The organism is Burkholderia sp. IDO3 (assembly GCF_003366075.1).
In the GTDB taxonomy this organism is placed as follows: Bacteria; Pseudomonadota; Gammaproteobacteria; order Burkholderiales; family Burkholderiaceae; genus Burkholderia; species Burkholderia anthina.
In genome coordinates this window covers 2,606,804-2,632,958 of record NZ_CP028962.1, presented here as the reverse complement: position 1 = coordinate 2,632,958, position 26,155 = coordinate 2,606,804, and the positions used below count along the sequence as shown (strand labels likewise).

General features: G+C 67.6%; 26 protein-coding genes. 15 read left to right on the top strand and 11 right to left on the bottom strand.

From position 1 onward, the window contains the following. Positions 1–99: 99 nt before the first annotated feature. Complete coding sequence (locus DCN14_RS12100) at positions 100–438, bottom strand: helix-turn-helix transcriptional regulator (protein WP_096501913.1); 339 nt, start codon at positions 436–438, stop codon at positions 100–102. A gap of 78 nt (positions 439–516) precedes the next feature. On the opposite strand from DCN14_RS12100, the gene DCN14_RS12095 reads away from it, so the two are divergent. Both DCN14_RS12095 and DCN14_RS12090 read left to right on the top strand, forming a co-directional pair. After that, the gene (locus tag DCN14_RS12095; protein WP_096501911.1) at positions 517–1,422 is read left to right on the top strand and encodes a hypothetical protein; all 906 of its coding nucleotides are present in this window, start codon (positions 517–519) and stop codon (positions 1,420–1,422) included. Positions 1,423–1,699: 277 nt separating this feature from the next. Continuing rightward, a complete protein-coding gene (locus DCN14_RS12090; RefSeq protein ID WP_096502047.1) occupies positions 1,700–1,930 on the top strand; it encodes a hypothetical protein in 231 nt (76 codons plus the stop codon). A gap of 214 nt (positions 1,931–2,144) precedes the next feature. Here the strand turns inward: DCN14_RS12090 and DCN14_RS12085 are convergent, their stop codons facing one another. From DCN14_RS12085 to DCN14_RS12070, 4 genes are all read right to left on the bottom strand, one after another. Next, positions 2,145–3,152: an aldo/keto reductase gene (locus tag DCN14_RS12085; RefSeq protein WP_096501909.1), complete on the bottom strand. Its 1,008-nt coding sequence runs from the start codon at positions 3,150–3,152 to the stop codon at positions 2,145–2,147. Positions 3,153–3,228: 76 nt separating this feature from the next. Then, positions 3,229–3,555, bottom strand: a complete 327-nt coding sequence (locus tag DCN14_RS12080) for a carboxymuconolactone decarboxylase family protein (protein ID WP_096501907.1) — start codon at positions 3,553–3,555, stop codon at positions 3,229–3,231. 96 nt (positions 3,556–3,651) lie between these two features. Next, complete coding sequence (locus DCN14_RS12075) at positions 3,652–4,551, bottom strand: LysR family transcriptional regulator (RefSeq protein ID WP_096501905.1); 900 nt, start codon at positions 4,549–4,551, stop codon at positions 3,652–3,654. Between the two features lie 67 nt (positions 4,552–4,618). Continuing rightward, positions 4,619–5,509: an alpha/beta hydrolase family protein gene (locus tag DCN14_RS12070; protein ID WP_174928122.1), complete on the bottom strand. Its 891-nt coding sequence runs from the start codon at positions 5,507–5,509 to the stop codon at positions 4,619–4,621. A gap of 279 nt (positions 5,510–5,788) precedes the next feature. Between DCN14_RS12070 and DCN14_RS12065 the strand changes: the two genes are divergently transcribed. From DCN14_RS12065 to DCN14_RS12045, 5 genes are all read left to right on the top strand, one after another. After that, positions 5,789–6,952 carry an aromatic ring-hydroxylating dioxygenase subunit alpha gene (locus DCN14_RS12065; protein ID WP_096501901.1) on the top strand — a complete coding sequence of 388 codons (1,164 nt, stop codon included), beginning with the start codon at positions 5,789–5,791 and terminating at the stop codon, positions 6,950–6,952. Positions 6,953–7,050: 98 nt separating this feature from the next. Further along, positions 7,051–8,736, top strand: a complete 1,686-nt coding sequence (locus tag DCN14_RS12060; protein WP_096502045.1) for a choline dehydrogenase — start codon at positions 7,051–7,053, stop codon at positions 8,734–8,736. A 5-nt stretch (positions 8,737–8,741) separates the two neighbouring features. After that, the gene (locus tag DCN14_RS12055; RefSeq protein ID WP_162826193.1) at positions 8,742–9,716 is read left to right on the top strand and encodes a PDR/VanB family oxidoreductase; all 975 of its coding nucleotides are present in this window, start codon (positions 8,742–8,744) and stop codon (positions 9,714–9,716) included. A gap of 30 nt (positions 9,717–9,746) precedes the next feature. Beyond that, positions 9,747–10,694, top strand: a complete 948-nt coding sequence (locus tag DCN14_RS12050; RefSeq protein WP_096501897.1) for a choline ABC transporter substrate-binding protein — start codon at positions 9,747–9,749, stop codon at positions 10,692–10,694. 80 nt (positions 10,695–10,774) lie between these two features. After that, positions 10,775–11,548: an SDR family oxidoreductase gene (locus DCN14_RS12045; protein WP_096502043.1), complete on the top strand. Its 774-nt coding sequence runs from the start codon at positions 10,775–10,777 to the stop codon at positions 11,546–11,548. Positions 11,549–11,643: 95 nt separating this feature from the next. Here the strand turns inward: DCN14_RS12045 and DCN14_RS12040 are convergent, their stop codons facing one another. Continuing rightward, positions 11,644–12,393 (bottom strand): class II aldolase and adducin N-terminal domain-containing protein, encoded by a 750-nt coding sequence (locus DCN14_RS12040; protein ID WP_096501895.1) that lies wholly within the window; start codon positions 12,391–12,393, stop codon positions 11,644–11,646. A gap of 24 nt (positions 12,394–12,417) precedes the next feature. Further along, on the bottom strand, positions 12,418–13,881 hold the full coding sequence (locus DCN14_RS12035) for an aldehyde dehydrogenase family protein (protein WP_096501893.1): 1,464 nt from the start codon (positions 13,879–13,881) through the stop codon (positions 12,418–12,420). A 313-nt stretch (positions 13,882–14,194) separates the two neighbouring features. On the opposite strand from DCN14_RS12035, the gene DCN14_RS12030 reads away from it, so the two are divergent. Then, positions 14,195–15,226, top strand: a complete 1,032-nt coding sequence (locus DCN14_RS12030; RefSeq protein ID WP_240327210.1) for a GlxA family transcriptional regulator — start codon at positions 14,195–14,197, stop codon at positions 15,224–15,226. A 161-nt stretch (positions 15,227–15,387) separates the two neighbouring features. Here DCN14_RS12030 and DCN14_RS12025 read toward each other — a convergent pair whose 3' ends face one another. Beyond that, positions 15,388–15,819, bottom strand: a complete 432-nt coding sequence (locus DCN14_RS12025) for a YciI family protein (protein WP_096501891.1) — start codon at positions 15,817–15,819, stop codon at positions 15,388–15,390. Between the two features lie 327 nt (positions 15,820–16,146). Between DCN14_RS12025 and DCN14_RS12020 the strand changes: the two genes are divergently transcribed. Next, positions 16,147–16,377, top strand: a complete 231-nt coding sequence (locus tag DCN14_RS12020; protein ID WP_096501889.1) for a hypothetical protein — start codon at positions 16,147–16,149, stop codon at positions 16,375–16,377. Positions 16,378–16,410: 33 nt separating this feature from the next. Here DCN14_RS12020 and DCN14_RS12015 read toward each other — a convergent pair whose 3' ends face one another. The 3 genes from DCN14_RS12015 to DCN14_RS12005 all read right to left on the bottom strand — a co-directional run bounded on the left by DCN14_RS12015 (position 16,411) and on the right by DCN14_RS12005 (position 18,971). Continuing rightward, positions 16,411–17,112, bottom strand: coding sequence for an MBL fold metallo-hydrolase (locus tag DCN14_RS12015; protein WP_096501887.1), 702 nt, complete (start codon positions 17,110–17,112; stop codon positions 16,411–16,413). Positions 17,113–17,250: 138 nt separating this feature from the next. Beyond that, a complete protein-coding gene (locus DCN14_RS12010) occupies positions 17,251–18,021 on the bottom strand; it encodes an ABC transporter permease (RefSeq protein WP_096501885.1) in 771 nt (256 codons plus the stop codon). A 5-nt stretch (positions 18,022–18,026) separates the two neighbouring features. After that, positions 18,027–18,971: an ABC transporter ATP-binding protein gene (locus DCN14_RS12005; protein WP_096501883.1), complete on the bottom strand. Its 945-nt coding sequence runs from the start codon at positions 18,969–18,971 to the stop codon at positions 18,027–18,029. A gap of 430 nt (positions 18,972–19,401) precedes the next feature. Here DCN14_RS12005 and DCN14_RS11995 point away from each other — a divergent pair, with 430 nt between their 5' ends. From DCN14_RS11995 to DCN14_RS11970, 6 genes are all read left to right on the top strand, one after another. After that, complete coding sequence (locus tag DCN14_RS11995; RefSeq protein ID WP_096501881.1) at positions 19,402–19,698, top strand: cupin domain-containing protein; 297 nt, start codon at positions 19,402–19,404, stop codon at positions 19,696–19,698. 624 nt (positions 19,699–20,322) lie between these two features. Further along, a complete protein-coding gene (locus tag DCN14_RS11990) occupies positions 20,323–21,921 on the top strand; it encodes a DUF2957 domain-containing protein (protein ID WP_096501879.1) in 1,599 nt (532 codons plus the stop codon). 71 nt (positions 21,922–21,992) lie between these two features. Beyond that, complete coding sequence (locus DCN14_RS11985; RefSeq protein WP_096501877.1) at positions 21,993–23,246, top strand: DUF2957 domain-containing protein; 1,254 nt, start codon at positions 21,993–21,995, stop codon at positions 23,244–23,246. 72 nt (positions 23,247–23,318) lie between these two features. After that, complete coding sequence (locus tag DCN14_RS11980) at positions 23,319–24,143, top strand: OmpW family outer membrane protein (protein ID WP_096501875.1); 825 nt, start codon at positions 23,319–23,321, stop codon at positions 24,141–24,143. Between the two features lie 123 nt (positions 24,144–24,266). Then, positions 24,267–24,770, top strand: a complete 504-nt coding sequence (locus DCN14_RS11975) for an activator protein (RefSeq protein ID WP_096501873.1) — start codon at positions 24,267–24,269, stop codon at positions 24,768–24,770. Positions 24,771–25,009: 239 nt separating this feature from the next. After that, positions 25,010–26,125 (top strand): hypothetical protein, encoded by a 1,116-nt coding sequence (locus DCN14_RS11970; protein WP_096501871.1) that lies wholly within the window; start codon positions 25,010–25,012, stop codon positions 26,123–26,125. Positions 26,126–26,155 lie beyond the last annotated feature (30 nt).

Here is a 26,155-nt window from a genome sequence, read left to right as displayed (position 1 = left end):
TCATAGTCCCGGCGACGGGTATCGGCACGGTCATTTCGTGCAGTCACAGGTGCGCGCGTTGCCGGACGGCGCGGGCGGCGCTTCGTTCCCGCTGCACCGTCACCCGTCGTCCGCCTTCGCCTGCAGATCCTTCAATCCCTGAATCACGACCAGCAGCGCGCGGCCGTGCTCGTCCGAGCCGTCCCACGCGTCGACGATCGCGTCGCGCAGCAGGTCGTTGTAGCGGCGGCGCGTCGGCCCGGTATCGACGCCATAGAAACTGCATAGCTTGTTGAATGGCGCGCTGCGCCGCAGCCGATGCCCGTTCGACAACCGCAAACGCGACACGGTCGGCTGGCTGACGCCGGAGAGCCGCGCGATTTCGCTGGACGAGCGCGTGTCCGCCATCAAGCGGCGCAACAGGTCTTGAACAGGAAAATCGTGATCCGGGGCTTCCATGCGATGCATTATACCTATACAGTTACGGTTGTTGAATGGGCTTGCTGTCACCAGCGAGGCTGTATTCCGAGAAAGTTGATGACACTGAAACACCTCCCTCCCACCTTCTGCTGGACGAAGATCGGTACCGAGTCCGGCGAGGAACTGCCGACCGTCGTGCTCCGCAAGGAATGGGAGCGCCGGCTCGGGGGCGGGCGTTTTCTGTGGGGGATCAACCAGCCGCTCGGCAGCAGCGCGGAAGTCGCCGCGCATCGCACGGGCTCGCTGCTCGCGCTGTTTTCGCCGGTGGCGTCGCGCACGCGGCCGGGCGAGCGCAAGCGCGAGGACGCGCTGCTGTGGAATGCATGGGTCGACGCAAGCGGCCAGGTGCGGCCGTTGCCGCCGCACACGTTCATCGCGAGCCGCTCGACGCTGCCGTCGGGCCGGCGTCGTGAACAGCACTACGCGCTGGTGTGCGCGTCGTCCACCGCGCTGACGGTCGGCACGCAACTGCGCGTGTTCCCGGATCACCTGCGCAGCGTGAGTACGGGCAAGCCGCTCGGCGTCGCGCAGGGCGCGGCCGTGGTCGACTGCATCGGGCGTGCGAAGGAACAAACGGGAAAGAGCTATCCGCTTGCGCTGTCGGTCGAGCTGGAGGCACCGTATTTCGTGCGGCTCGCGCAGCCGTGCGTGCTGAAGGCGCGCGATCTCGCCGACGTGAACAAGGCGACGCGCGCCGGCGATTTCGATCGCTTCGTCGAACTGGTCGCGCGCCTGCGCGGCCGTTCACCGACGGATGCCGTGCGCGGCGTCACGCGCGATCTGTTCGACGTGCCGCCGATCGAAACGGTGGCCGCTTATGTCGCGTCCGCGCATGTGGCGCGGTTGCGCAGTCGGCCGGCTGCCGAGCACCCGCGCGAGCCCACCGGCGATCTGTTCGATCTGTCGTCCGGTGAAGCGGCGGCGTTCGGCGGCTTGACGCATCCGCGCATCGGGCGCGCATGACGTGTGCGCCGCTGAGGTGCGGCGTGTGCGTCGGCAGCGAAGCCTGTGCGCATGCAACGACGCGCGCCGGTGCGGCCGTCGTCACGGCGCGCGCAAGAATTTGTTGCAATCTCGCCATAGCGGATCCGCGAACCCGGAGCGACAATCGGCTCGAAGCACGCCGTGCGGCGACCGATGCGCCGGCAGGCGGTTGGCGATCGTTCACGCCGTCGACATGCGCGCGACGCACACTGGGCGTCGGCTTGCTTCACACAGCAACCCTGAGGGAGAAGTGTCGATGTCGACCCATATCTGTTCGCAGGAAGCCCGGGCCGCGCAACGCTTCGTCGAAGCGACGCGTAATGTCGATCAGGCGTTTCGCGCCGTGCGCGGCGAAAGCGACGACGATATCTCGTCGGCCGAATATGCACGCGCGATGTCGCGCCTCGATCGCGCGCTCGATGAACTGGCGCAAGCGCAGGAATTTTTCGATCGCGTGGTGAGCGCCGACGCGGCACGCGGCAACTGAGTTCGCCGCCGCCGCTGTTTTCGTTGCTCGTTGTTCGCTTTTCGTTTTCTGTTTTTCGCCGCGTCGCCCGACGCGCACTGCCTTAGTTCACCCGTTCACCCGCTTGCCGGACGACACCGTCCGGCCCGTCAGTCGTACATCCTTCGCGCGCCTGCAATCGCGATCGCCGCGTCATGCCGGCGGGCAGCGGGCATCCCGCTTCAATCTCCCGACGTCAAACCTTCCGCCCTTCGACTGGATAGCCGGGATCCGTATAACCGTGCGTCGACGCATGCCCGGGCGGCACCAGCGCGTCGACGAAGCGCTCGTCGTCGGGGCCGAGCTCGAGCGTCAGCGCATCGACGTAGCTGTCCCAGTGCGCCTCGGTGCGCGGGCCCGCGATCGTCGAGCTGACGATGCGGTTCTTCATCACCCAGGCGAGCGCGAACGCGACCGACGTCGTGCCGCGCGCAGCCGCATGCGCGGCCACCTGCTGCGCGATGTGCAACGATTCGGGCCGCCATTCCGTCTGCCGGATGCGCCGGTCGCCGCGGCCCGCGCGCGAATCGGCGGGCGGCTGCGCATCGACCGCATATTTGCCGGTCAACACGCCGCGCGCGAGCGGGCTGTACGGCACGACGCCGATCCCGTAATGCGCGGCGGCCGGAAGCTGTTCGACCTCGGCCGTGCGATCGACGAGGTTGTACAGCGGTTCGCTCGCAACCGGCCGATCGATGCCGAGCTGATCCGCGAGTCGCACGATCTCGGCAATGCGCCAGCCCTTGAAGTTCGACAGTCCGATGTAGCGCACCTTGCCTTGCCGGATCAGGTCGGCCACCGCGCGCATCGCTTCGTCGAGCGGCGCGTCCGTCAGCGCGCGATGGAAATAGAGGATATCGATGTAATCGGTTCCGAGCCGCTTCAGGCTCGCGTCGACCGATTCGAAGATCCACTTGCGCGACTGGCCCTGACGGTTCGGCCCCGCGTCCGGTTCGGCCGGATAGCCGAATTTCGTCGCGACGACCCAACTGTCGCGATGTCGTGCGATCGCGCGGCCGACGATTTCTTCCGAGCGTCCGGCGTGATAGACGTCGGCCGTGTCGATGAAGTTGACGCCCTGGTCGAAGGCCTTGCCGATGATGCGCGCCGACGTCGCTTCGTCGGTTTCCCCGCCGAACATCATCGCGCCGAGACACAGCGGCGACACCTTGAGCGCGCTGCGCCCGAGATAGCGGTAATCCATATGCGAACTCCATGCGGACATTCGCCCGCGTCGGTTCAAGTCGGTTGAACGGGAACGTGCCGGCCGTGCGTCGTGTTCACACGCCGGCTTCGTCGAAGATGCGTTGCGCGATCGGCAGCGCCGAGCTTGCGGTCGGCCAGCCGGAGTAGAACGCGAGGTGGGTGATCGCCTCGATCAGCTCGTCGCGGGTGAGGCCGTTGTCGAGCGCTTTCTTCAGATGGAACGGCAGCTCGTTCACGCGATACAGCGCGACGAGGCTCGCGACGGTGATCAGGCTGCGATCGCGCGGCGACAGGCCGGGGCGCTGCCACACGTCGCCGAACAGCACGTTGTCGGTGTAGTCGGCGAGGGCCGGCGCGATGGCGCCGAAGGCGCGGCGCGCGGGGGAAGTCGGTTCGGACATCGATGGCTCCGGATGACGTTGAAGACACCGACGATGGTAGCTACCGAAACGCTTATCGATAATCCCCAATAATTCGCATGCACTTATCGAGCGGGTTCATGAATGAGCCGGATGGCGCAGCGCGTCGACGATCAGCGCGAGCGCGCGCGACGACTGCCGCCGGCTCGCGTAGTACAGATGATGACCGGGGAACGTCGGGCACCAGTCGTCGAGCACGCCGACGAGGCGGCCGGCATCGACATGCGGCGCGGCGAGTTCGGCCGGCACGTACGCGAGGCCGTAGCCGGCGAGCGCCGCGTCGAGCATTTCATAGGTGCCGTTGAACGTGACCTGGCCGTCGACGCGCACTTGCAGCGTGTCGTCGCCGCGCGCGAGTTCCCATGCGTATAGCGCGCCATGCGTCGGCAGGCGCAGGTTGATGCAGTCGTGCGCGACGAGATCCTGCGGCGTCATGGGCCGCTCGCGTTGCGCGAAATACGCGGGCGCGCCGACGATCGCCATTTTCAGGTCGGGCGAGATGCGCACCGCGATCATGTCCTTCGCGACCTGGTCGCCGAGCCGCACGCCGATGTCGAAGCGTTCCGCGACGATGTCGGACAGCCCGTAGTCGGTCACGAACTCGACCTTCAGGTCGCGATAGTCGCGCAGCATCGGCGACAGCTTCGGCCACAGTAACGTGCGGATCACGTAGTCCGTCGCATTGATGCGCACGGTGCCGGCCGGCTTGTCGCGCAGCTCGGCGAGCGCGGACAGTTCGGCCTCGATTTCGTCGAAGCGCGGCGCGAGGTTCAGCAGCAGGCGCTCGCCGGCTTCGGTCGGCGACACGCTGCGCGTCGTGCGCGTGAGCAGCCGCACGCCGAGACGCGTCTCGAGCGAGCGGATCGTATGGCTGAGTGCGGATTGCGATACGCCGAGCCGGGCGGCCGCGCGCGTGAAGCTGCGCTCGCGTGCGACGGCGATGAAGGCAAGCAGGTCCGCAAAGTTGTCGCGCGGCATGGGAAAACGTGGGTGGTCGATGCCAGCGCATCGTACCACCGGGTTCGCTGCACGGCAGTGCCGCGCGTCAGCCCGCGTGCGTCATGCCCGGCGCATGGGGCGCCGGATGGTAGGCATAGCCGCCGTGCTGGAACGACATCGCGAAGAACCGCATCTGGTAGCGGATCGCCTGCGCCCAGTAATCCCACGTGTGGCCGCCGGGACGTTCCGCATAGTCGTGCGGCACGCCGAGCGCGACGAGCCGCTCGTGCAGCGTGCGATTCGAGCCGACGAACGCGTCGTCGCGGCCGCAGTCGATCGTCAGGTCGAGATGCGCGCGGACGAACGCGCGTGCGCTTTCGACGATCGCGTTGCGGTTCCAGAACGACGAATGGCGGACGGGGTCGCCGAATACGTGGTCGATGCCCGGCTCGTCCTCGCAGCAGCGCGGGTCGACCGCGCCGCTGATGCTGCCGACCGCGCCGAACGTGTCGGGCCGGTCGAGCGCGATGCGCAGCGCGCCGAAGCCGCCCATGCTGAGCCCGGTGATCGCGCGCGCCGGTTTGGCGGCGATCGTCCTGAAGTGATCGTCGATATAGGACACGACTTCGTCGCCGACGAAGGTTTCGTAGCGGCTGCCCGAGTCGAACGGACTGTCGATGTACCAGCTCTCGTGTCCGCCGTCGGGCATCACGAGGATCGCGTGATAGCGGTCCGCGAGCGCGGCGATGTGCGTGTTGCTGGTCCAGTCGGTGTGGTCGCCGCCGGAGCCGTGCAGCAGGTAGACGACCGGAAAGCGTTCGACGCCGCGTTCGGCGCCGCTGTGTTGGCGTGCGTAGTCGTCGGGCAACACGACGGTCGCCTTCAGCGTTTCGCGCATCGCCGCACTGGGGATCGCCACGACCCGCGTCTGGAACGCGAGGGCGGGGCCCGCAACGGCGAGCAGCAGGAGCAGCCAGAATGCACGTACCAGGTTCATTGATCGTCGCATGTATCGCCTCCGTCCGGCGGTCGGGCGCCAGGACAACCCGGTTCGGCGACTCTAGCAACCGCGCCTTTCAACCATATTTCGGCGAAACCTACGGGTTGTCAGGCGGGCGCCGACGCATACGTCAGCCGAGGCAGCGCGCGGCGACATCGCGATGTCGCGATCCATCAAGTGCGGGCCGGCGGGCGCCCATAAAGTTCGCTTCATGGTGGATGGCCAGCCGGACCGGGCCGCCACCTTCCGACGAACGACAGAACAGGGAAAACGCCCATGCAACCGATCTCCGTTGTGAAGAAGCAAGACATCGTCGCTGCCGACCGCTGGATGCAGCAACGGCCCGAAAACGCGCTGACGCTGCCGTCGCGCTATTTCTATGACGATGCGGTGTTCGCGGCCGAGCGCGACCGCATCTTCATGTCGGCGTGGCACGTGATCGGCCACAAGTCGGAATTGAGCACGCCCGGGCAGTTCGTGATGACCGACGTGTTCGACCAGAGCGTGATCGCCGCATGCGGCCGCGACGGCCAGGTCCACGCGTTCCACAACGTTTGCCAGCATCGCGGCAACCGCCTCGTCGAAGCGCGGCGCGGCGTGCAGAAAGGGCTGTTCCGCTGCGCGTACCACTCGTGGTGCTATGGCGCCGACGGCAGCCTGCGCGGCGCGCCGCGCACCGATCGCATCGAAGGGTTCAATATTTCGGACTACAACATTCCGAAGGTGCGCATCGAGGAACTCGGCGGGTTCTACTACTTCAACCTCGATCCGAATGCGCCGTCGATGCGCGACCAGTTCCCCGGCGCCGACGCGGAGATGAAGCGCGTGTTTCCGAAGCTGGACGCGTACCGGCTGATGGAGGAGAAGGACGTGATCGTGCCGGCGAACTGGAAGGTCATCATGGACAACTCGATCGAGGGCTATCACTTCTCGCTGTCCGGCCCGCATCACGTCGAGCTGGCCGGCCTGATCGACTTCGACGGATACCGGCTCACGCAGCACGACAAATGGTGGACCTACACGGCGCCGGCCAATCTCGGCGCGACCGCCGCGTACGGCGTGCCGCTCGGCGACAAGAATCCGGACGAGTGCTTCTTCAACATCGGGATCTGGCCGCACAACACGTTCTATACGTTCCCGTACTCGGAATTCCTCGCGACGTTCCTGATCATTCCGCTGGAACCGGAGAAGACGCTGCTGCGCTTCGGCTACTACTCGACGCACGACGAGATGCCCGCGGTGACGAAGGCGTGCATGGACTGGATGAACACCGATCTCGGCCCGGAAGACATCCGCCTGAACATCTCGGTACAGAAGGGGCTGCATTCGGTCGGCTACAACCAGGGCCGCTACGTGATCGACGCCGAGCACAGCAACGAGAGCGAACACCTCGTGCATCACTTCCACACGCTCGTGCACGACGGCATTCACGGCGCGTGAGCGGCGGGGGGCGCCGCTCCCCGTTGCGTCTCCGGCGAGGACGACGGCGCCGATTCGCCCGTTCGACCTTCATGATCACGATCAACTGCATGCATGCGATGAAGAAATCAGACGCAATCGACGCTGTGCGTCGCGACTACGACTATGTGATTGTCGGTGCGGGATCGGCCGGCTGCGTGCTGGCCAACCGGCTCGGGCAGGACCCGAACGTGCGGATCCTGCTGCTCGAGGCCGGCCCCGCGAACCGGCACTGGTCGATCGACATGCCGTCCGCGATGGGCATCGTGGTGGGCGGCGACCGTTTCAACTGGCAGTACCGGTCGGAGCCGGAGCCGTTCCTGAACCGGCGCCGCATCGCGACGCCGCGCGGGCGCGTGCTCGGCGGTTCGTCGTCGATCAACGGGATGGTCTATATCCGCGGCCATGCGCGCGACTACGACGGCTGGGCCGAGCAGGGCTGCACCGGATGGAGCTACCGCGAGGTGCTGCCGTATTTCATCCGCTCGGAACGGCACGAACTGGGCGCCGACGCCTATCACGGCGACAGCGGCCACCTGCGCGTGACGGCCGGCCGCACCGACACGCCGCTCACGCGCGCGTTCATCGCATCGGGCGTCGATGCGGGCTACGCGCATACCGACGACGTGAACGGCTATCGGCAGGAAGGCTTCGGCCGCGTCGATCGCACGACGTGGAACGGCGCGCGCTGGAGCACCGCGCGCGGCTATCTTGCGCAGGCGCTCGAACGCGGCAACGTCACAGTGCTCACCGGTGCGCTCGTGCTGCGCGTGCTGTTCGACGGCAAGCGCGCGACCGGCATCGAGTATGCATGCGACGGCGCCACGCACGAAGTGACGGCGAACGCCGAAGTGCTGCTGTGCGGCGGTGCGATCAATACGCCGCAACTGCTGATGCTGTCCGGCGTCGGGCCGGCCGGCGAACTGGAACGCGCCGGCGTGCGCACGCGGCACGATCTGCCGGGCGTCGGCCGCAGGCTGTCCGATCACCCTGACACCGTGGTGCAGTATTTGTGCCGCAAGCCGGTGTCGATCTATCCGTGGACGGTCGCGCCGCGCAAATGGTGGACCGGCGCGAAATGGTTCGCGCAGCGCGAAGGGCTGGCGGCGACCAACCATTTCGAGGCCGGTGCGTTCATCCGTTCGCGCGCGGGCGTCGAGCACCCGGATCTGCAACTGACGTTCATGCCGCTCGCGGTGCAGCCGGGCAGCGTCGACAGCGTGCCCGCGCATGCGTTTCAGGTGCATATCGACCTGATGCGCCCGACGAGCCTCGGCGCGGTGACGCTGACGTCCGGCGATCCGCGCCAGCCGCCGCGGATCCTGTTCAACTACCTGAAGACCGAACGCGACCGGGCCGACATGCGCGCCGGCGTGCGTCTCGTGCGGGAGATTCTCGCGCAGCCGTCGTTCCGCGACCTGTGCGGCGACGAGCTTTCGCCGGGCGCGGGCAAGACCGACGACGCGTCGCTCGACGCGTGGGCGCGCGACATCACCGAGACGGGCTACCACGCGGCGGGCACCTGCAAGATGGGCCCGGCGTCCGATCCGGAAGCGGTGGTCGGCCCCGACCTGCGCGTGCACGGCCTCGAGCGGCTGCGCGTGATCGACGCGTCGGTGATGCCGACGATCGTCAGCGGCAACACCAATGCGCCGACCGTGATGATCGGCGAAAAGGGCAGCGATCTCGTGCTCGGGCGCGCGCCGTTGCCGCCTTCGTCGGCGCCCGTCTGGGCGCAGCCTGAATGGCGCACGCGTCAACGGTGAGCACGATGGAGCCGATCCTCTCGATTCCGGCCGTCGCGCATATCGACGCGCGTGTCGTCGACGCGACGATGCTTACACCGGAGATCCGCGGCGTCGTGTTCGCGTCGGCCGACGGCGCAGCGCTGCCGCCGGCCGAGCCCGGCGCGCATGTCGAGCTGCGCCTGCCGGGCGGCATCGTGCGCCAGTACTCGATCGTCGAACGCGCGGCCGACGGATCGACCTACCGGATCGCGGTGCTGCGCGAGCCGCGCTCGCGCGGCGGGTCCGCGTATGTCGTCGAGCGGCTGGCGCCGGGCGACGCGGTCAGCCTGAGCGCGCCGCGGAATCATTTCGTGCTCGACGAGCACGCGAGCGACTACGTGCTGATCGCGGGCGGCATCGGCATCACGCCGATCCTGCCGATGGCGCGCCGGCTCGAGGCGCTCGGCAAGCCGTTCACGCTGTGCTACCTGGCGCGATCGCGCGAGCGGATGGCGCTGCTCGATACGATCGAAGGCGGCGCGCTGCGACTGAAAACCCGTCTGCATTTCAGCGAACGGGACGGCGAGGCCGATCTGCGCGCGCTGCTGGGCACGCCGCGTGCGGGCACGCAGGTGTATGTCTGCGGCCCGGCGCGGCTGATCGACAGCGTGCTCGACGCGGCGCGCGACTGGCCGGCCGGCGCGATCCGCTTCGAGCGCTTCGCGGCGCCGTGCGCGCCACGCGACGACGCGCGGGCGTTCGAGGTCGAGCTTGCCAGCACCGGCCGCCGTATCGCGATACCGGCGGAGCGGTCGATTCTCGACGTGCTGCGCGACGAGCGGATCGCGGTCGAATCGGTGTGCGGAGAAGGCATCTGCGGCACCTGCGCCGTCAGGCTGCTCGACGGCGAGGCCGACCATCGCGACGGTCTCCAGACGGACGAGGAGAAGCGCGCGAACCATCTCATCTATATCTGCGTGTCGCGCGCGAAGTCGTCACGACTCGTGCTGGATCTTTAGTTGTCCTTCAACCTGTCTGGAGAAATCACGATGAACGTCGTCAGGAAAACCCTCGGGTGTATCGCGCTGGCGGGCGTCTGCGCGGGGCATGCGGTCGCACGGGAACCGGCAACCTGCCGCGTCGTGCGGTTCGCGGAGATCGGCTGGACCGATATCGCCGCGACGACCGCGCTCGCGTCGACCGTGCTGTCGAGTCTCGGCTATCAGCCGACCAGGACGATGGCATCGATTCCGATCGCGCTGGCCGGGCTGAAGGCGCGCCAGATCGACGTGTACCTCGGCGACTGGCGGCCGTCGATGGATGCGACGAGCGAGCCGTTCGTGAAGAGCGGCGCCGTGAAGGTGCTGGACCGCCCGAACCTCGTCGGCGCGAAGTACACGCTCGCGGTTCCGGCGTATGCATACGACGCCGGCCTGCGCTCGTTCGGCGACATCGCGAAGTTCGCGGACAAGCTGCAGGGCCGCATCTACGGGATCGAGCCGGGGAACGACGGCAACGAGCTGATCCGCAAGGCGATCCAGGGCAATCAGTACGGGCTCGGCAAGTTCAAGCTGATCGAATCGAGCGAGGCCGGCATGCTGGTCGAGGTCAAGCGGGCGATCCGCGATCATGCGTGGATCGTCTTTCTCGGCTGGGAGCCGCATCCGATGAACCTCGACTTCAACATGCGCTATCTCGGCGGCGGCGACGCGCTGTTCGGCCCGAATTACGGCGAGGCGAAGGTCTATACGATGACGGCGCCCGACTACGCGGCGCGCTGCCCGAATGCGGCGAAGCTGGTCGCGAACCTGCAGTTCACCACGGACATGGAGAACCAGGTGATGAAGGCGATCGCCTCCGGCAAGCAGCCCGAGGTCGCGGCGAAGGCGTGGCTGCAGCAGCATCCGGGCGTGCTGAAGGACTGGCTGGCCGGCGTCACGACGGCCGACGGACGCGATCCGCGCGCGGCGCTCGACGTCGCGCTGGATCTTCACTGAGCGTGCGGCGCGCATCGTGTGCGCCGCGGCTCGCGCCGGCGCACACGATGGCGAACCGGAACCCATCGGAGCAAACGACGATGAACGAGAACCAGGCCGGCCGGCTGGCCGGCAAGGTGGCCGTGGTGACGGGCGCGGCGAGCGGAATCGGCAGGTGCATCGCGCTGCGATTCGCGCGCGAGGGCGCCCGCGTGATCGCGACGACGAGCCGCGATGTCGCGCAGCTCGACGCGACGTGCGCGATGGCGCCTGACGGCGCGATCGTCGGCAGACAGGCCGACGCGCGTTCCGCCGAGCAGGTCGGCGAGCTGGTCGATTTCGTGGAGCGCGCGTTCGGCCGGCTCGACATCCTGTGCAACAACGCGGGCGTGATCCGCGAAGCGATGCTCGTCGACACGACCGAGGCGGACTGGGACGCCGTGATGGACGTGAACCTCAAGGGCGTGTTTCTCGGCTGCAAATACGCGATTCCGGCGATGATCCGCAGCGGCGGCGGCTCGATCGTCAATCTCGGCTCGACGAGCAGCTTCGTCGGCGAACCGCTGCATGCGGCCTACTGCGCATCGAAGGGCGGCGTGCTGATGCTGACGCGCTGCGTGGCGATCGAGCATGCGAAGGACCGCATCCGCGCCAATGCGGTGTGCCCGGGCTGGATCGACACGCCGATGAATACGCCGTTCATCGACGCGCTCGGCGGTCGGCAGCGGATGGATGCGCTGCTCGACGCGGTTCAGCCGCTCGGGATGGGTACGCCGGAGCAGGTCGCCGACGTCGCGCTGTTTCTCGCGTCCGATGAAAGCAGTTTCGTCACCGGCACGTCGGTGCTCGTCGATGGCGGGTTGACCGCACAATAACGCGCGTCGACGGACGATTCACGCCGCGTCGCACGAATCGTCCGTGCGCGCGTTTGGGCGCGCGAGCATGCCTGCGCATGCCGCGCCGCGCATCGCTACCACGCATACGACGGCGACTCGTCGTCGAGAATCGCGCGCAGTTCCGCCAGGTGCTGCTCCGCGAAGCCAGCATAGTCGTCGCGCCACTGGATCATCGTCTTGCGCGCGACCTGTTCGGTCGCGATCTTCAACGGCTGGCCGGTTTGCAGCGCGCTCACGTAGGTCTCGCACGCGCGCTCGAAGTAATACAGATCGTCGAACGCCTGCGCGACCGACGACGCGACGACGATCACGCCGTGCTGGCCCATCAGCAGCACGGGCTTGTCGCCCAGCGCGTCGGCGACGCGGCGCGCTTCGTCGCCGAGCCCCATGCCGTCGAATCCGGTATCGACGGCGACCCGTTCGAAGAAACGCATGCAGTTCTGGTCGAGCGGCGGCAGCGCGGGCTGCGCGAGGCACGACAGCACCGTCGCGTATTTCGAATGCACGTGCAGCACGCAGCGTGCATGCCGATGACGCTTGTGGATTTCCGAATGGAGCGCCCACGCGGTGATGTCGGGCGCGTCGTCGCGGCGGATCGTGTCCGCGTCGTCGGCATCGACGAGCAGCAGTTCGCTCGCGCGCACCCGCGAGAAATGACGTCCGCGCGGGTTGATCAGGAATTGCCGGTTGTCGTCGGATACGGCGGCGCTGAAGTGGTTGGCGATCGATTCGTGCATGCCGAGGCGCGCGGTCCAGCGGAACGCGCACGCGAGATCCGCGCGTGTCGCGCGATGCGTCTGGTCGGGTTGCGTGGCAGTGAGCATGTCGGGTTCCCGTGTCGGTGGAGATCAGAACCAGCGTTGCGGGCTGGCTTCGAAGTTGACGTACGCGTGCTTCAGTTCGGTGTATTCGTCGAGGCCGCTGCGCGACAGCTCGCGGCCGATGCCGCTGGCCTTGTAGCCGCCCCACGGCGCGCCCGGCAGCGTCACGTTGTAGTCGTTGACCCACACGGTCGCCGCCCGCAACCGGCGCATCACGCGGTTGGCGCGCGCGAAGTCGCGCGTCCACACGGCGCCGGCGAGGCCGAACGGCGTGTCGTTGGCCAGCGCGAGCGCGTCGTCCTCGCTGTCGAACGTCTCGACGGTCAGCACCGGGCCGAACACCTCGTCGCGCGCGATCGCCATCGTCGTGCGCACGTCGGCGATCAGCGTCGGTTCGATCCAGAAGCCGGTCGCGAACGCGTCGCCCGCGGGCGCACGGCCGCCGCATACGATGCGCGCGCCTTCGCGCGCGGCGTCGCCGATCAGCGCCAGCACGCGATCGCGCTGCTGGGCGGAAATCACCGGGCCCATCCGCGTGGCCGCGTCGACGCCGTGGCCGAGCCGGATCGCCGCGATGCGTTCGGCGAGCGCCTCGACGAAGCGGTCGTGCAGCGCGCGTTCGACCAGCAGCCGCGAGCCGGCCGAGCACATCTGTCCGGCGTTGAAGAACGCGGCATTCAGCGCGTAGTCGAGCGCCGTGTCGAAATCGGCGTCGGCGAACACGATGTTCGGGTTCTTGCCGCCGAGTTCGAGCGACACGCGCTTGAAGTTCGACGCGGCCGCGCGCATCACGCTGGCGCCGGCCGCGTTGCTGCCGGTCAGCGAGATCAGGTCGACCTCGGCGCTCGACGCGAGCGTGTCGCCCACGTCGGCGCCGCCCGTCACGAGATTGAGCACGCCGCGCGGCAGGCCCGCGTCGTGCGCGAGCTCGACCAGGCGATGCGTGGACAGCGGCGTCAGCGACGCGGGCTTGATGACGACCGTGTTGCCGGCCACGAGCGCCGGCGCGAGCTTCCACGCGGCCTGCAGCAACGGGTAGTTCCATGGCGTGATCAGCCCGCACACGCCGACCGGCTCGCGCAGCGTGACGCTGAGCGCGTGCGGCTGCGTGGCGTTCACGCTCCCCGATTCGGTGACCGCGAGGCTCGCGAAATAGTCGAAGGCCGCGGCGGCGTCGTGCACGTCGGACGCCGATTCGGCCAGTGTCTTGCCGGTGTTCGCGGTCTCGATGCGCGCGAGCGCGCTCGCTTCGCCGCGCAGCGCATCGGCCAGCGCGCGCACGCGGGCCGCGCGCTCGCCTGCGGGCCGGCGCGGCCACTCGCCGTGATCGAACGCGGTGCGCGCCGCGCGAATCGCGTGTTCGGCATCGGCCGTCGTGCCGTACGACACGCGCGCAATCGTTTCGCCGGTGCCGGGATCGACGATGGCGCGCTGTCCGCCGGCGGCGGCGGGTTGCCACGCGCCGTCGATATAGAGCTGTTTGATGTGCATGGAGCAGGTTCCCGGAAGTCAGTGGATACGCGTGCATCGCCCGGATGCGGGCGGAACGCGAGCCGACTATAAGGGGCGTGCGCGGCCCGCACTTGATCGATTGCGACGGCGCGTGACGCACCGCGGCGGCACGTCCAGGGCGGGCGCCGCCGGTGTTGCGACCCTGCGGAAAGCGACAGCGTAATGTCGCTTTTCATCAAGTACCGAAAGGCGGCGGGCGGCACAGTCGGGGTTGAACGGATGGCGCGTCGGAGACGCGCCGCCTACGATTTCCCGCCAGGCGGCCCCTGTATCCGGCCGGATCGAAACTGCCATGACTTCACGGAAACTGCCTTTGCCGGCCGGGCCGGCGGCCACGCACGCACCGCGCCAGGTCGGCTTGCTCGTCCTGCCGCAGTTCTCCCATCTGGGGCTCGCGCTGCTGATCGAGGCGATGTCGCTCGCGAACTGGCTCGGGCAGCGCACGCTGTACGCGTGGACCGTGCTGTCGGCCGACGGCGAACCGGTGCAGGCGACCAACGGCATGTCGACGCCGACCCGGCCGATCGGCGACCAGCGGGGCGCGTTCGCGACGATCTTTGTGGTCGCGAGCTTCGAGGCGCAGCAGCACGGGAAGCACCGCGGCGTGAAGACGTGGCTGCAGAACCAGATGGCGTTCGGCACGCAGATCGGCGGCGTCGAGACGGGGACCGAACTGCTCGCCGCGGCCGGCCTGCTGCACGGGCGGCCGTCGGCCGTGCACTGGGACAACGTCGAAGGATTTCAGGAGGCGTATCCGAAGGTCGGCGCGACCACGCGGCTCTACACGATCGAGCCGCGCCTGATCACGTGCGCGGGCGGCACCGCGATCATCGACATGATGCTCGACTGGATCGGCCGCGAACACGGCGCCGAGCTCGCGCGGGAGATTGCGCGGCATCTGCTGCATGCGCGGCCGCGCGGCGCGGACGAGGCGCAGTTGTCGGACCGCGAGGTGGAGCCGGAGGCGATGAGCGCGTCGGTCGCGAAGGCGATCCGGCTGATGCGCGAGTCGATGGCGGAGCCGATGTCGTGCGAATCGGTCGCGCAGGCGGTCGGGCTGTCCAAGCGCCAGCTCGAGCGGCAGTTCAAGCGGCATACGGCGACCGCGCCGTTGCAGTACTACCTGAGCCTGCGGGTCGCGACCGCGCACCAGTTGCTGCAGCAGACGGAGCTGAGCGTGTCGCAGGTTGCGGCAGCGACCGGCTTCGAATCGGTCGAGCATTTTTCCCGCGTGTACAAGTCGCGGTTCGGCTGCCCGCCGAGCCGCGATCGCCTGCAATCGTGGGGCGCGCCGGTGATGCGTCATCCGGTGCCGGCGGTGTAGCGCGCCGCGGTTGTGCGACGGCGCTTCGATGCGCTGCACGACAGCGGTCGAAACGGACAGGCATGGCGGCGCGATCTCGCCCGGTAACGTATCAAGGCGATGCATTACGCGGCGAGACCGCGCCGTCGATCCGTTTGTTCCGAGGATTGGGCCGCGCCGGCTTACGCGTTGCGCTTGCCGTCCATCTCCGCGCGCAGCCGCGCTTCCTGTTCCTGCAGTTCCGGCGTGAAGGCGTCGCCGAAGTCCTCGAGCGAGAAGATCCCGCGGATCTCGATGTCCGAATCGGTCGGCATCGGGTTCGGGCAGCGTTTGACCCACTCGACGGCTTCCTCCATCGACTTCACTTCCCACAGCCAGTAGCCGGCGACGAGCTCCTTGGTCTCGGCGAACGGGCCGTCGATAACGGTCCGCTCGTTGCCGGAGAAATGCACGCGCTTGCCGCGCGAGCTCGGATGGAGCCCTTCGCCGGCGAGCATCACGCCGGCCTTCACGAGTGCCTCGTTGTACTGGCCCATTGCCGCCAGCAGTTCGGTATCGGGCATCGTGCCCGACTCGGAAGAGGCCGTTGCCTTGACGATCACCATGACGCGCATTGTTGCTGCTCCTTGAACGGTAAAAGGGAGGGCGGCCGGCCGCGCGGACGGCAAAACGACCGGTTACGACACTACGACGCGCGACGATCGCGTCGATCGACATCGCCTGCGAAAAAATTTCGAAGACCGGTGACGGGACGGGCGGTCCTCGGCAAGACGCGCGGATGGCCGGGCAGGTTCGCGGTCGGCCGCGCATGCCGCCTTGGCGGGCGCATCGAACCTGGTGCCTCGCAACGAGGCTCGCCGGCCAGCCGTCGGGCGGCCCGGACCGGAGCGCCGGTTCAAAACTGGTATGCTGACCGGCATTACATTCGCGTGGAGGGCGCCATGGCAGCGAAGGAAGTGTCGAAGAAGAAGTACCTGAAAATTCTGAACAAACGCTTGCGCGCGGAGCCGGATGCGCCGGCCGGCGCGTCGTTCGTGTTCTTTCCGCTCGGCGCGAAGGCCAAGCATGCGACGGGCGTCGTGTCCGGCGAGCCGCGCAGCAAGCGCGAGCTCGCGTTGATGGCTTCGATCCAGAGCAAGGCGGCCGACGAATTCGTCGTCACGGGCGCCTGAGCGCGCCAGCCGGCCGCGCGCGGCGCGCTTGCGCTACGCGGTGGCCGCCTCGCAGTGGGCGATCACCCCGGCGATCACGCGCGGAATGTCGTGCGTGATCGCCGGGCCGTGCATCGGCAGGATGATGTCGAGGTCGAGCGCCTGGATGCGGCGCAGCGCGCTCGCCATGTGCGCGAGCGACGGCAGGTAATCCGAACGCGTGATCGAATCGAGGATCGCGGGCAGCGGGTCGTCCGTGTCCGCGTTGCCGAAGCGCATCAGGATGTCCGACGACAGCAAGGCCTTGTACGCCGGCAGATATACGACGAGCGCGTCCCATTGATGCACGTGCTTCGTGAAGACCGGCACGACGTCGATGCCCGACAGCGTCGCGGGCACGCCATCCTTCAGCGGAATCGTGCGCACGCCGAACACGTCGGCGAGCCCCCACGTGCACATCGGATGACCGTACGCGACGAGCGCCGGATTGGCCGCGAGGAAATCGGGCAGCGCGCCCATTTCGTCGGCCTCGAAGTGCGGAACGATCACGCTGCTCACCATCGACGGCGCGATGCCGACGGTGTCGAGCGCCGCACTCAGTTGCGTGAAATTGGAGCGGGTGCCGGTTTCGACACACAGCACGTCGCCGTGCGGCGAGCGGATGAAGAACTGGCTGAAGCCCAGGTTCAGCGTATCGACGAACGTCGTGGCGCGAAACAGGCCGTCGCGGACGGCATCGATCCGGGAAGCGCTCATCGGGAGATCCTCACGCAGGGAGTGGGGCCGCGCGGCCCGCGCCTGTCGGGCGGCAGCGGCCGGTCTTCCGATCCAGTCTAGCAGCGCCGGTCCGGTTGCGCGAACCGGGCCGATGCGGCCGCGACGGCGCGCACCGCGTCAGTTCTTCAGCTTGTAGCCGGTGCGGAACATCCACGCGACGATCGCGAGCAGGATCGCGAGGAACAGCGTGGTCGCGGCGAGGCTGATCCACACGTGCACGTCGGCCAGCCCGTAGAACGACCAACGGAAGCCGCTGATCAGATACACGATCGGGTTGAACAGCGTGATGATGCGCCACACGGGCGGCAGCATGTCGACCGAGTAGAAGCTGCCGCCGAGGAACGTGAGCGGCGTGATGATCAGCAGCGGCACGAGCTGCAGTTTCTCGAAGCTGTCGGCCCAGATGCCGATCACGAAGCCGAACAGGCTGAACGTGATCGACGTCAGCACCAGGAACAGCACCATCCAGAACGGATGCAGGATGTGCAGCGGCACGAACAGGCCGGCGGTGGCGAGGATGATCACCCCGAGCAGCAGCGACTTCGACGCGGCCGCGCCCACGTAGGCGATCACGATTTCCCAGTACGACACGGGCGCGGACAAAATCTCGTAGATCGTGCCCGTGAAGCGCGGGAAGTAGATGCCGAACGACGCGTTCGAGATGCTCTGCGACAGCAGCGACAGCATCACGAGGCCCGGCACGATGAACGACCCGTAGCCGATCCCGTTCACGTCGCTGATGCGCGAGCCGATTGCCGAGCCGAACACGACGAAGTACAGCGACGTCGAGATCACCGGCGCGATGATGCTCTGCATCAGCGTACGGCGCGTGCGGGCCATTTCGGCGCGGTAGATCGCGCGGATGCCGTGGAGATTCCAGTTGGCCATGTGCGTTACGCCCCTTGTGCGCCGTTGCGGCGGTTGTCGATCAGGCTCACGAAAATATCCTCGAGCGAGCTCTGCGTCGTATGCAGGTCGCGAAAGCCGATGCCGGCCGCGCCGAGCGCGTTGATCAGCTTCGCGATGCTCGCATCGTCGCGCTGCGAGTCGTACGTGTAGACGAGCGCGGTGCCGTCGTCCGCGCGTTCGAGGCCGAACGGCGCGAGTTCGGCCGGCACGGCCGCCAGCGGCTGCTCGAGCTGCACGGTCAGCTGCTTCTTGCCGAGCTTGCGCATCAGCTCGCGCTTCTCCTCGACGAGCACGAGCTCGCCGCCGAGGATGATGCCGATCCGGTCGGCCATTTCCTCGGCTTCCTCGATGTAGTGCGTGGTGAGCAGGATCGTCACGCCGCTTTCGCGCAGCGAGTCGACGAGCTTCCACATGTCGCGGCGCAGCTCGACGTCGACGCCGGCCGTCGGCTCGTCGAGGAACAGGATGCGCGGCTCGTGCGACAGCGCTTTCGCGATCATCACGCGGCGCTTCATCCCGCCCGACAGCGTCATCAGCTTGTTGTCGCGCTTGTCCCACAGCGACAGCGCCTTCAGCGTCTTCTCGATGTGCGCGGGATCGGGCGCCTTGCCGAACAGGCCGCGGCTGAACGACACGGTCGCCCAGACGGATTCGAACGCGTCGGTCGTCAGTTCCTGCGGCACGAGGCCGATCATTTCGCGCGCGGCGCGATAGTGATCGCGGATGTCGTGGCCGCCGACCGTCACGCGGCCTTCGGTCGGCGTGACGATCCCGCAGATCGAGCCGATCAGCGTGGTCTTGCCCGCGCCGTTCGGCCCGAGCAGCGCGAAGATCTCGCCGGGGCGGATGTCGAGGGTCACGTGCTTCAGCGCCTGGAAGCCGGACGCGTAAGTCTTGGAGAGGTCGGAAACGGAAAGGATCGGTTGCATGCTCACGGATGGCACGGCCGGTCGGTCCGACGCTGCGCGCCGCGCGTGCCCGGCGCCGCCGCTGCGGGGCGGCCGGTTGCGGGTGCGGCATGGCGAGCGTGCGTCATGTCGAACGGCGTTGTGGTGCGGGATCGCAGGATCGCCATATTAGCAATCGGTAGATGGAAATGCATTCTGGTGGAAAGGCCGGGCGATGTCGGCGCCGGATTTGCGTCCAATGTGCAGGCATTGCCCGACAACGCGGCACTTTATTTGAGATAAGCAAACAATCCGCATCGTTTTCGGCAATGCGGGCGCCGATCGCGCGTTCGCGCGGCGGCACGACGGCGGGGCGGCGAACTGTGCCGCCCGGACACCGCCGCGCCGTACCGGGACGCCACGCGCGGCGCTCGCGATAATGCGTTCCTTTCACGTCTGCGGAGCGGTGCGCATGTCTTTGGTCGATTTCAAGTCCGTTGCGGCCGCGCAGGCCGCCGCGTGGCAGTCCACGATCGTCGGCGAAGTCGGGCCGGCCCGGATCAAGGTGTTGCGCATGGATGCGCAGCCGTACGAAGCGGAAGTGCACGACTACAACGAAGGGCTGCTGGTGCTCGACGGCCGGCTGATGCTCGAGGTCGATGCGCAAACGATCGTGGTGGAGGCCGGCCAGATGTATCTCGCGCTCGCCGGCACGCGCCACGCGGTGCTGCCGGGCAGCCACGGCACGCTGGCGATCATCGACGTGTGACGTTGCGCCGCAGCATCCCTGCCGGTCGCGGCAGGCCGTCCCGCCGGCTTTCGCGCGGGTCGGCCGCGATCGTTCAAACGCGCGTTATATCGTCCGGGTATTTGTCTGAGCAAGGAAAATGAAGGCTGTTTGAAAAACTGTCAAAGACCCTGCAAGCGCTACGATCACGCGGCGCGGCCCGTTTGGAACTCTGCATCCATTTACTTGTGCGGATTGTCCGCTCATAGTCTCGACAAACGACGCATCACGATAACGAATCAAGCGTACGTATGGAGACCACATCATGAGACGCCTATCCGCGGGGCTAGCCGGACTGCCGTTTCCCTGTTTTTCGCCGGACGCCGGCGCGACGCGAGTCGCGCGCGAGCGCCATCGCATTGCGTTGCCGCTGTAGCGACGCATCCCATTCCGTTTCGTTTTTCCCGACGGCGCCGTGCCGCATGACGGCGCGGCCGGATCGCGCTTGCCTGCCGCGGCGGTTCCGATCGCATTGGCCTGACCGGCCGCGCGGCGCGCATTGCGCGCATCGTCATGCGCCGCGTGCCTGCACGACGGCGCGATACCAACCGGCGGGCCACGCAGCCCGTCCGGACGAGACTTGTCGTACCTGAAAAGGAGGGGTTGATGGTTTGCATTCCTGAATGGCGGAAGGCGGTCCTGTCGTGCGCCGTGCTGGCGCTGCCGTTCGTCGCCGGTTGCGGCGGCGGCGACGATCCGGGGCCGATCAACGTGCCGCAGTGCTCGGGCAGCGCATGCGGGCCGAGCGGTGCCGAAACGACGCCGCCCGTCGTGACGAAGCTGTGTCCGGATTCGCTCGACTACACGACGACCTACACGGGCGGCTCGGGCAGCGGCGAATACGTGAAGGTGAAGTTCGACACGACCAGGCTCACCTACCAGATGCAGTTCATCGAATCGTCGGTGCCGACCTCGGCGGGGCAGGTCAACGACACGCGCGCGGGCCTGACGATCAGCGGCGCATTCCATCATCCGACCAATCTGCCGACCGCCGAGCAGAACCGCTGCGCGTTCGTGCTCGACAGCGGCGCGACGAGCGACGGCGCGTATGCGGTGACGATCAAGCGCAGCGATCCGCCGATGCTGTTCGTCGGGAATGGTGTGGTGGGTGGCGGAATTCCGGGCGCGACGATCCAGTTCGACGGCATTCCGCTCGCGCCGGGCGTCTTTATCGGGACCGTGCCGTCGCGCACGTTCGATTTCTATCCGTTTATCGGCTTTACCGACACCGAGACCGATTTCGCGAAGGTGGCCGGCGTCTACAACGAGGTCGGCATTCATCTGTCGCCGACCGGCAGCAGCTATCAGACCGCCACCCCGCAGGGCTGGCAGCCGGATGTCGTGAACTGGAACCAGACACTCAATGCGGACGGCACGTGCACGATTACGTCGGGCAGCGACTACTCGTGCCAGACGACCGGCACGCCGTGGACGCTGCGCAAGAACATGGACGGCAGCGCCGATAACGTGTTCGTCAGCGGCGCGAATCCGGGCATGCCCTATCCGTCGGCCGGCCAGGAGCAGCCGCTCGTGCTGCTGTCGCCGACCCAGGCGCGTGGCGTGATGATCGTCGGCAAGCTGAACGGCGTGCTGGTGCCGATCGTGATTCGCGTCGGCTACTCGCATGCCGACGCGAGCAACCTGCTGGCGTCGGTCGCCGACGCGGAAGTCGGCATCTCGATGCTGTCTCCCGCGCAGTCTGTCGCGACCAATGCGCTCAAGGGCGGTTTCATCGGTGCGACGAGCGCGTCCGCATGCGGGGTGGTGACGTCCAACGGCCTGTATGGCGCACCGGGGAATGCGGGGCCGAGCTTCAATAACGCCATACCGCATCCCGACCTGCCCGGCACGTTCAACGGCACGTTCTTCATGCCCGAGGCCGGAAATTGCACGGACGGCACCGCCGTGTCGACGATGGCCGCGAACTACACGTCGACGCTGTTCCAGGGCGCCACCGCGGCATTCATCGACCCGCAGACGTCGTCGGTTACCTCGCAGTTCGCGCTCGACTATACGCAGGCGACGCCCGGCAAGATCAAGGTCACGGCTTCGCAGGACTTCAACGCGAAGGGGGCGGACGGCAACGTGGCGATCTTCAGCAAGGGCGACACGGGCTGGATCGTGACGGCGGGGAGCGTCTACGCGATGGTCGTCAACAACAGCAAGGTCAACCCGTTCTTCACGGTCGGCGCGTTCGTCCAGTGACGGCGGACTGAACACGGAACACCGGCGGCGCACGCGTCGCCGCCGGCGAATCGAAATTCAAGAGGATTCCTATGAATGTGAAGCATTGGATGGCCGCGGCGTCGCTCGCGCCCGTGCTGGTCGCCTGCGGCGGCGACGGCGACCCGCCGCCCTCGCCGGTGGTCCGGCTGTGCCCGCAGACGATCGACTACGACACGGTGTTCATCGGCGGCTCCGGTTCGGGCGAACTGGTGAAGGTGCAGCTCGACACGACGAAGATGACGTACCGGATGACCTATCTCGCGTCGCCGGTGCCGATCACCACCGGCACCGTGCAGCCGACGCGCGACACGGCGCCGGCCAACGTGGTCGACGGCACGCTGGTCGACGAAACCGGGCTGCCGACCGTGAAGCTCAATCAGTGCACGTTCCGGATGCAGAACGCGAGCCTCGACCCGAATCGGCCGGCACGGCTGTTCCTCGGCGAAGGCGTGCTGGGCGGTGCGATTCCCGGTGCGACGATCCAGTTCGACGGCGTGATCGGTGTCGGCAAGATTCCGCAGACGACGTTCCCGTACTACCCGTTCATCAGTTTCTCGTCGCTCGAAACCGATCTGTCGAAGATCGCCGGCACGTACAACCAGCTCGGCTATCACCAGGTGCCGTCGCAGAACTTCCAGCCGGTGGCGCTCGACCAGCAGGTGACGATCAACGCGGACGGCAGCTACGTCGAGACCGACAACTTCGGCAAGAAGAACGGCGGCCAGCCGCTCGCATCGAGCGCGACCGTGAACCAGCCGTTCACGCCGCGCCCGGATGCGCCGGCGTTCCAGTCGTTGAACTACCAGCCGCAGATTCCGCCGACGCTCGCCGCGCTCGATCCGGCGAAGGCCGGCAAGGGGATCCTGATCGTCGGCAAGCTGCGCGATCAGCTCGTGCCGATCTTCATCCGCACGGGTGCCGCGAACGCGGACCTCACGCAGGGCCCGCCGAGCGCGGACGACGAATCGGGCATCTCGTTCCTGAGCCCGCAGGCGGCGATCGCGCCGGGTTCGCAGAACGGCGAGTACACGGGCGTCGACAGCGCGTTCAACTACCGCGCGACGGCGCTCGTCGATGCGCAGGCCACGCTGCTCGATCCGTTCAACGCGTCGCAGGCCGCGCTCACGCGCGCGCTGAATCTCGACTACACGCAGAAGGTGCCGGGCGTCGTGACGACCGTGCATGCGGATGCGGCGTCGGGGCCGGCGACCGGCAAGTTCGTGTTCACCGGCGGCGTGTTCGGGTTCCTCGACATGGCCGATACGAGCAATCCGTACTTCACGGTCGGCGCGTTCGTGCAGTGACCGCGCAGGGCAGGAGACACGATGGCGCCGCGCGCGGGTGCGCGGCGCCCGGACAGAAGGAGGGGGAGACTGATGAAGAAGCTGATTGTCGCGGGTGTCGTCGCAGGCGTGTCGACGCTCGCATCGGCCCAGCAGGCGGGCGACAACGTCGCGACGCTGGGCTGGCTGCACATCGCGCCGATGGATTCGACCAACGGGTTGACGACGAATCTCGCGAGCATGCCGATCAACGGGCCGCTGCGCCTGCCCGGGTCGTTCACGTCGCCGGGCACGAGCCTGACGGTCAACAACGCCGATACGGTCGGCCTCACGCTCACGCACTTCTTCACCGACCACATCGCGGTGACGTCGGTGCTCGGCGTGCCGCCCGAGTTCACGCTGACCGGGCACGGCGTGATCCGGCCGCCGGGCCCGGCCGGCGCGCTCGGCAGCGTCAACATGGACAATCCGTCGAACCAGCCGGCCGTGAAGAATGCGCGGCAATGGAGCCCGACGATCATTCTGCAGTACTACTTCAATGCACCGACGGCGAAATTCCGTCCGTTCGTCGGGATCGGCGTGGCGTACAGTTGGTTCAGCAACATCGAACTGAACGGCAATTTCGCGAAGGACATCAACGAGAATCTCGGCAGCGTGCTCGCGGCCGGTGCCGGCAAGCCGGGGCCGACGTCGGTGGAGGGCAAGGCATCGTCGTCGTTCACGCCGGTCTACAACGTCGGTGCGAGCTATGCGATCGACAAGCACTGGGCGCTCACGGCGACGTTGACCTACATGCCGCTGAAGACCTACTCGTCGCTCGTGATCAGCGCGGCGGACGGCACGACGCTCGCCACGACGCGCACGCGGCTGAAAGCCGATCCGCTGATCTCGTTCGTCGGGATTTCCTACAAGTTCTGAGCCGTCCGGCGCGCGGTACGCGCGCCGGCGGCTTCCTGCGACCGGGCGGCCGGGGCGATCCGGCCGGCGCGTCGCGTTCCTGGCGGCATGCCGCCATTTGTGAAGAGAGAGGGGGCAGTTCAAATGAGCATTCGCAAAATCGTATCGCTTGTTGCTGCAGTGGCATTCACCGCGGTGTCGGCCGCGCCTGCTTTCGCCGTGACCGTGACGCGCGTCGACGGCCAGGCCATGAATCCGGGCGGGGAGCCGTTCTCCGCGACGGGCCTCACGGTGTTGGCTAAAGGCGCGATCAACGCGAGTTGCAACGCGACCTTCAACGGCACGATCTCCTCGACGGGCATCGTCAACATCACGTCGACGACGTTCACCGGCGGCGCGACGTGCGGCCTGATCAGCGGCAGCGCGAGCAGCGCGTCGCCGTGGACGGGGCAGGCCGACAGCACGACGCAGCTGTCGATCAACAACGCGAAGGTGACCGTTACGCTGCTCGGCACGTGCGGGCCGAGCAAGGTGGTCACGACGTGGAGCGATCCGAACTCGTCGCTCACGTTCAACAACGCGGTGCTGACGCCGGACTGTACGGTCAGCGGCACGGTTGCCACGTCGCCGAAGTTCCACGTGCAGTAAGCGCCGTGTGATCGAGGCCGGGGCGCCCGCCGGATACGAGGGCCGAGCAAGGATGCGCGGCGGGTGTTCCGGTTTCGCGACGGCGACGCGTCCGCGCGTATCGGCACGACGACCGGCTGGCCGCCTGCTTCGCGATCCGGCGCGGGCGGCCATGCAGCGGACGGTACGGTATGCCGTACCGTCCGGTTCGACCGGCACAAAACGACTCCTTGATTTGCCAGACCATGTCCGGACCCCCCATGCTCACCGACCCAGCGAAGTATGGCGATGCCCGCGGTGCGACGCCCGACCGGTTGCGCACGGCTGCGTGGCTGCAGTACCTGATCGACTCTCTCCACGAAGCCGAAGCCGCCCGCGCGATGGCGGCCGAAACCGGCGACACGGCCGTCGTGCCGTCGCGTGCGGGACCGGGGATGAACCTGTCGCGCGACGCGATTGCCGTGCTGCACGAACTCGCGCCGTGGATCGCCACGGACGGCGGCGGTTGCGCGTGCGATGCGGGCGATCCGCGCAATGCGTGCATGCACGTTCCCGATGCGTGGCAGCTCGCGCATGCGGAGCGGCGCTGCCCGGGGTCGCGCGATGCATTCGAAGCGGCGCACGGCATCGTCGACGTGTGGGCGTTCGAGCACCCCGATGACGGCTGGGCCGCGCTCGAGCGAATCGCGACCGGCATCGAAAACGACGACGAGGCAGGAACGTACCAAGCGCCGGCGCCCGAAGCAGGCGGCGTCGATGCGCGGCCTGCGAAGAACCTGGGAGAACGACACGCGGCCGTGGCTGCCGCATGCGTGGCACCGTCGGCTCGGCCGGGCGCCGTCATCGACGCGATCGTGCTGCGCGTCTGCGGGCCGCGCGACGATGCGGCGCGTATCGACGAGCTGGCCGCGCTCGCGATGTTCAGCGCGGAATTGGCTGCCGGTAATGGAGTATCCATTGCCGCGTATGGCGGCCGACACAATATCGTCGCGCGCGCGATCCGCGAACGACGCGCGGATCTCGCATCGGTGGACGGCCTGCTCGCCGCGGTGTCGGTGTGCCGGCTCGACCGGATCCTCGCCGCGGGCAGCTTCTGGGCGTATTACCTGCTGGCGGGCATCGTGATCGCCGCGCCCGACGTGGTGCACGCATTCGCGCGCCGCTTTCATGGCGATGCGTGGCGGACGTGGCTCGACGCCGTGCTCGCATGGCCGGCCGCCAGCCGCTTCGGGGCGCAGGAGGACGTCGCGTTCGAGCGCTTGCGCGGCACGATGAGCCTGACGTCGCGCGCGAATCCGATCGTGCGCGCGAAACGGATGCGACGAAAGGGCGCCGCGATCACGCGGTTCAGCACGGGCGGCGAAAGCACGCCATGAAAAAAAACGGCCCGCGGCGAGAACGCCGCG

What these genes read in the sequence shown, in the direction of transcription:
- DCN14_RS12005 (WP_096501883.1), bottom strand. Translation starts at nt 18,971, where the DNA reads ATGCAACCGATCCTTTCCGTTTCCGACCTCTCCAAGACTTACGCGTCC.
- DCN14_RS12030 (WP_240327210.1), top strand. Translation starts at nt 14,195, where the DNA reads ATGACTTCACGGAAACTGCCTTTGCCGGCCGGGCCGGCGGCCACGCAC.
- DCN14_RS12040 (WP_096501895.1), bottom strand. Translation starts at nt 12,393, where the DNA reads ATGCTCACTGCCACGCAACCCGACCAGACGCATCGCGCGACACGCGCG.
- DCN14_RS12060 (WP_096502045.1), top strand. Translation starts at nt 7,051, where the DNA reads ATGAAGAAATCAGACGCAATCGACGCTGTGCGTCGCGACTACGACTAT.
- DCN14_RS12065 (WP_096501901.1), top strand. Translation starts at nt 5,789, where the DNA reads ATGCAACCGATCTCCGTTGTGAAGAAGCAAGACATCGTCGCTGCCGAC.
- DCN14_RS11980 (WP_096501875.1), top strand. Translation starts at nt 23,319, where the DNA reads ATGAAGAAGCTGATTGTCGCGGGTGTCGTCGCAGGCGTGTCGACGCTC.
- DCN14_RS12035 (WP_096501893.1), bottom strand. Translation starts at nt 13,881, where the DNA reads ATGCACATCAAACAGCTCTATATCGACGGCGCGTGGCAACCCGCCGCC.
- DCN14_RS12095 (WP_096501911.1), top strand. Translation starts at nt 517, where the DNA reads ATGACACTGAAACACCTCCCTCCCACCTTCTGCTGGACGAAGATCGGT.
- DCN14_RS11985 (WP_096501877.1), top strand. Translation starts at nt 21,993, where the DNA reads ATGAATGTGAAGCATTGGATGGCCGCGGCGTCGCTCGCGCCCGTGCTG.
- DCN14_RS12085 (WP_096501909.1), bottom strand. Translation starts at nt 3,152, where the DNA reads ATGGATTACCGCTATCTCGGGCGCAGCGCGCTCAAGGTGTCGCCGCTG.
- DCN14_RS11975 (WP_096501873.1), top strand. Translation starts at nt 24,267, where the DNA reads ATGAGCATTCGCAAAATCGTATCGCTTGTTGCTGCAGTGGCATTCACC.
- DCN14_RS11995 (WP_096501881.1), top strand. Translation starts at nt 19,402, where the DNA reads ATGTCTTTGGTCGATTTCAAGTCCGTTGCGGCCGCGCAGGCCGCCGCG.
- DCN14_RS12075 (WP_096501905.1), bottom strand. Translation starts at nt 4,551, where the DNA reads ATGCCGCGCGACAACTTTGCGGACCTGCTTGCCTTCATCGCCGTCGCA.
- DCN14_RS12010 (WP_096501885.1), bottom strand. Translation starts at nt 18,021, where the DNA reads ATGGCCAACTGGAATCTCCACGGCATCCGCGCGATCTACCGCGCCGAA.
- DCN14_RS11970 (WP_096501871.1), top strand. Translation starts at nt 25,010, where the DNA reads ATGCTCACCGACCCAGCGAAGTATGGCGATGCCCGCGGTGCGACGCCC.
- DCN14_RS12055 (WP_162826193.1), top strand. Translation starts at nt 8,742, where the DNA reads ATGGAGCCGATCCTCTCGATTCCGGCCGTCGCGCATATCGACGCGCGT.
- DCN14_RS12100 (WP_096501913.1), bottom strand. Translation starts at nt 438, where the DNA reads ATGGAAGCCCCGGATCACGATTTTCCTGTTCAAGACCTGTTGCGCCGC.
- DCN14_RS12050 (WP_096501897.1), top strand. Translation starts at nt 9,747, where the DNA reads ATGAACGTCGTCAGGAAAACCCTCGGGTGTATCGCGCTGGCGGGCGTC.
- DCN14_RS12015 (WP_096501887.1), bottom strand. Translation starts at nt 17,112, where the DNA reads ATGAGCGCTTCCCGGATCGATGCCGTCCGCGACGGCCTGTTTCGCGCC.
- DCN14_RS11990 (WP_096501879.1), top strand. Translation starts at nt 20,323, where the DNA reads ATGGTTTGCATTCCTGAATGGCGGAAGGCGGTCCTGTCGTGCGCCGTG.
- DCN14_RS12045 (WP_096502043.1), top strand. Translation starts at nt 10,775, where the DNA reads ATGAACGAGAACCAGGCCGGCCGGCTGGCCGGCAAGGTGGCCGTGGTG.
- DCN14_RS12070 (WP_174928122.1), bottom strand. Translation starts at nt 5,509, where the DNA reads ATGAACCTGGTACGTGCATTCTGGCTGCTCCTGCTGCTCGCCGTTGCG.
- DCN14_RS12020 (WP_096501889.1), top strand. Translation starts at nt 16,147, where the DNA reads ATGGCAGCGAAGGAAGTGTCGAAGAAGAAGTACCTGAAAATTCTGAAC.
- DCN14_RS12025 (WP_096501891.1), bottom strand. Translation starts at nt 15,819, where the DNA reads ATGCGCGTCATGGTGATCGTCAAGGCAACGGCCTCTTCCGAGTCGGGC.
- DCN14_RS12090 (WP_096502047.1), top strand. Translation starts at nt 1,700, where the DNA reads ATGTCGACCCATATCTGTTCGCAGGAAGCCCGGGCCGCGCAACGCTTC.
- DCN14_RS12080 (WP_096501907.1), bottom strand. Translation starts at nt 3,555, where the DNA reads ATGTCCGAACCGACTTCCCCCGCGCGCCGCGCCTTCGGCGCCATCGCG.